At 70.3% G+C, this 1,041-nt stretch carries 1 protein-coding gene; it reads right to left on the reverse strand.

Annotated elements, in window-relative coordinates:
* Positions 1-69: 69 nt before the first annotated feature.
* Positions 70-1,041 (reverse strand): sensor histidine kinase (locus DSP71_RS14265; RefSeq protein ID WP_258546453.1); only part of this gene is annotated, 972 nt, incomplete at its 5' end.

A 1,041-nucleotide genomic window follows, 5' to 3' on the forward strand; every position in this document is an offset into this window, starting at 1 on the left:
CGAGAATCGTGCGGAAGCCGGCGCGCAGCAGGGCGTGGTCGTCGACGAGCAGCACGCGGATCGGATCGTTCATCGGCTCGCACCCGTCCCGGTCGCCGCGGCGAAGGGTACGCGGGCGCGCACGCGCAGGCCCCCGAACGGCCGGGGGGTCACCTCGAGCGTGCCACCAGAGGCCGTGGCGCGCTCGCGCATGCCCAGTTGGCCGAGTCCTGGCCGCAACTGCGCCACCGGTCGTCCCGTGTTCACGATCTCGACCTCGACGCCGTCGTCGTCGTAGCGCACGCGGACGTCGGCGGTCGCGTCGGGTCCGGCGTGACGGCGGGCGTTCGTCAGCGATTCCTGCGCGATGCGGTACAGATTCACGGCGACGACCGAGGGAACGGGCGCGGGCTCGCCGATCACCGTGTACGCGGTAGGCAGTCCCGCCTCGGTCGAGGCCTCGGTGAGTTCTGCGATGTCGTCGAGAGCCAGGGTCGAGGCGCCGTCGGTCGGCTCTCCTCCCGGGGTCCGCAGAGTCTCCAGCAGTTGGCGCAGCTCGTGGATGGCGTCGCGCGCCGACCCCTCGATGCCCGTGAGGATGCGAGAGGCCTCCTCCGGATCCCGCTCCAGCACCAGGCGCGCGGCCCCGGCCTGCACGCCCATGACGGACACGTGATGGGCGACGACATCGTGCAGCTCTCTGGCGATGCGCACCCGGTCGAGCGCGACGGCCTGGGCCGCGGTGACCTCGCGTTCGCGCTCGAGCTCGGCCGTCCGCTGCTCGAGCACGGCCAGCTGTGCCGCCGCTGCCCACGAGCGCTCGCCGAAGTAGTAGGCGCCGCCGAAGTAGAGCACGTTCAGCAGCAGTTGGATGAGCATGAAGGCCACGTAGGGCGACATGGCTCCGGCGATCACATCCGCCTTGTCCGCCTCGCGGATCGCGTCGCGGTACATGGTGATCAGCAGCCACACGAACATGCTGACGATGATCCCGACGCGCACGATGAGCGCACGCCGGCGGTTGTTCATCCAGGCGCCGACCGTGTAGATCGCGATGAACAT

The organism is Microbacterium sp. H6, assembly GCF_003314775.1.
In the GTDB taxonomy this organism is placed as follows: Bacteria; Actinomycetota; Actinomycetes; order Actinomycetales; family Microbacteriaceae; genus Microbacterium; species Microbacterium oxydans.